The 2,611-nt window shown below is 49.5% G+C and carries 2 protein-coding genes; both read left to right on the top strand.

Annotated features, from left to right (window positions below):
* Positions 1-1,389: ribonuclease J (locus Q0101_RS00165; RefSeq protein ID WP_297941357.1), on the top strand; the 1,389-nt coding region annotated here is incomplete at its 5' end.
* A 338-nt stretch (positions 1,390-1,727) separates the two neighbouring features.
* Positions 1,728-2,611: KpsF/GutQ family sugar-phosphate isomerase (locus tag Q0101_RS00160; protein ID WP_297941355.1), on the top strand; the 884-nt coding region annotated here is incomplete at its 3' end.

Genomic DNA, 2,611 nt, shown 5'->3' with positions numbered 1-2,611 from the left:
TACGCTACGCCGCTTCCTTTGGGGATGATAAGCAATAAATTTGAAGAGCACGGCCTAAAAGCCGAGCGTAGCTACTTCCGCCCCGTGCAGAAGCGCCAGCTCTATCAGATCGGCGATTTTGAAGTCGAGTTTATCCACATAACGCACTCGATTATCGATGCGAGCGCGCTTGCGATCACGACGAAGGCGGGTACGATCATCCATACGGGCGATTTTAAGATCGATCACACGCCGATCGACGGCTATCCGACCGATCTGAACCGCCTTGCGTATTACGGCGATCGCGGCGTTATGCTTTTGATGAGCGATAGCACGAACTCACACAAAGAGGGGATCACAAAGTCCGAAAGCTCGGTAGGCAAGACCTTTGATACAATATTTTCGAGCTGTAAGGGGCGCGTGATAATGAGTACCTTCAGCTCAAACATCCACCGCGTATATCAGGCTATAGAGCGCGGCGTAAAATACGGCCGCAAGGTTTGCGTCATCGGACGAAGTATGGAGCGAAATTTATTTACCGCGATGGAGCTTGGCTACGTAAATTTAGACAAAAAGATCTTCGTCGATGCCGATCAGGTCTCCAAATACCCGGATAATGAGGTTTTAATCGTTACTACCGGCTCGCAGGGCGAGACGATGAGTGCGCTGTACCGCATGGCGACGGACGAGCACAAATACATTAAAATCAAATCCACCGATCAGGTAATCATCAGCGCCAAAGCAATCCCCGGCAACGAAAGCAGCGTATCGACCGTGCTTAATTACCTGCTAAAAAGCGGCGCAAAGGTCGCGTATCAGGACTTCAGCGAGATACACGTAAGCGGACACGCCTCAATCGAGGAGCAAAAGCTCATGCTGCGCCTAATAAAGCCGAAATTTTTCCTACCCGTGCACGGCGAGTATAATCACATCGTAAAGCACAAAGAGACCGCGATGGAGTGCGGCATCGAGGAGAAAAATATCTATCTGATGAACGACGGCGATCAGATGGAGGTTTGCGAAAAATATCTAAAGCGCGTCAAGACCGTCAAGACGGGCAAGGTTTTTATCGATAATCAGATCAACAAGCAGATCTCTGATGAGATCGTCAAGCACCGCCAAAATTTAGCCGATGCGGGCGTCGCGGTAATCATCGCGCAGATCGACAAAAACGAAAAGAGGCTCATCCAGACGCGCGTCATCACCTACGGGCTCGTCGCTGACAACCAAACGGCGCACTTTACCAAGGAGATGCAGGGCATCATCGAGCAGTTTTTAGCAAATTTAAAAGATGAGATTTTGCTCGATCACTGGGCGCTGGAGGGCAAGATTCGCCAGGCCGTGCGAAAGCACATCTTTAGAAAGATCAAAAAATATCCGACCATCGTGCCGGTGATTTATTTGATGTAAGCGCGGCTAAATTTAGCGAGCAGAGCGAATTTGATCTGCGGCGGGCGGGTGAAATTTTGCGGTGCTGGCGAGCTTTTTGGCGTGAAATTTTGCGATGAAAGCGAGTTTTTCGGTACGGAATTTTAAAGCGGCTAGTAAAATTTCGAGCACAATTTCGGCGTAAAGCAAAATTTAAAGAGCATCTAGCAAGCCCGCAGCTATACGAACGAAGCGGCGCAGAATTTCGCGGATTAAAATTTTATGGCGTAAATTTCAAAGGCGTGAAATTTTAGCTAGCGCAAATTTAGGCACGGCGCAAAGAGGCGTAAAATGAAAGCAAATTTTAAAAAGAAGGTTGAATGAGTGAAATTTTAGATACGGCACGAGAGGTGCTGAGGCTCGAAGGAGTGGAGCTTTTGCGGCATGTGGATCTTATCGGTAGCGAAATTGAGCGAGCCGTAAGTCTGATCCTAGCTTGCAAAGGCAAGGTAATCGTCACCGGCGTGGGTAAGAGCGGCCACATAGGCGTTAAGATCGCTGCGACGCTTGCCAGCACCGGCACGCCGTCGTTTTTCGTCCACCCTACCGAGGCGCTGCACGGCGATCTGGGCATGATCGGCAAGGACGACATGGTGCTTGCGATCAGTTTTAGCGGCGAGAGTGAGGAACTGGTTAGAATTCTGCCTCATCTCAAGCGCTTCGGCGTAAAGATCATCGCGATGGCGCGCGATAAAAACAGCTCGCTCGGCAAGGTTAGCGACGAGTTCATAAGCCTAAATATCGTCAAAGAGGCCTGCCCGCTAGGCGCCGCACCGACGGTTTCTACGACGCTAACACTTGCGTTAGGAGACGCGTTAGCGATCTGTTTGATGAGACGGCACAGATTCGGCAAAGAAGATTTTGCAAATTTTCATCCCGGCGGAAGCCTCGGCAAGCGGCTTTTCGTCAAAGTAAAAGACGTGATGCAAAGTAAAAATTTGCCAGTTGCAAAGCATAACGCCAGCTTAAAACAAGCCATCGACGTTATGACGCACGGAAAGCTCGGCACTGTTTTGTTAGTGGACGAAAAAGGCGCGCTCGAGGCGATTTTAAGCGACGGCGATTTGCGCCGCGCGCTGATGCGAGAGGATTTTGACATCAATGACGGCGCGCTAAAATATGCCACCAAAAATCCTAAAATGCTGGACGATAAAAATATGTTAGCCATAGACGCGCTAAATTTGATCGAGCAATTTAAAATCCA

Origin of the sequence: uncultured Campylobacter sp., assembly GCF_937921625.1 — a bacterium.
Taxonomy (GTDB): domain Bacteria; phylum Campylobacterota; class Campylobacteria; order Campylobacterales; family Campylobacteraceae; genus Campylobacter_B.
The sequence above is the reverse complement of the archived record's forward strand: the minus strand, read 5'-3'. Positions and strand labels throughout refer to the sequence as shown.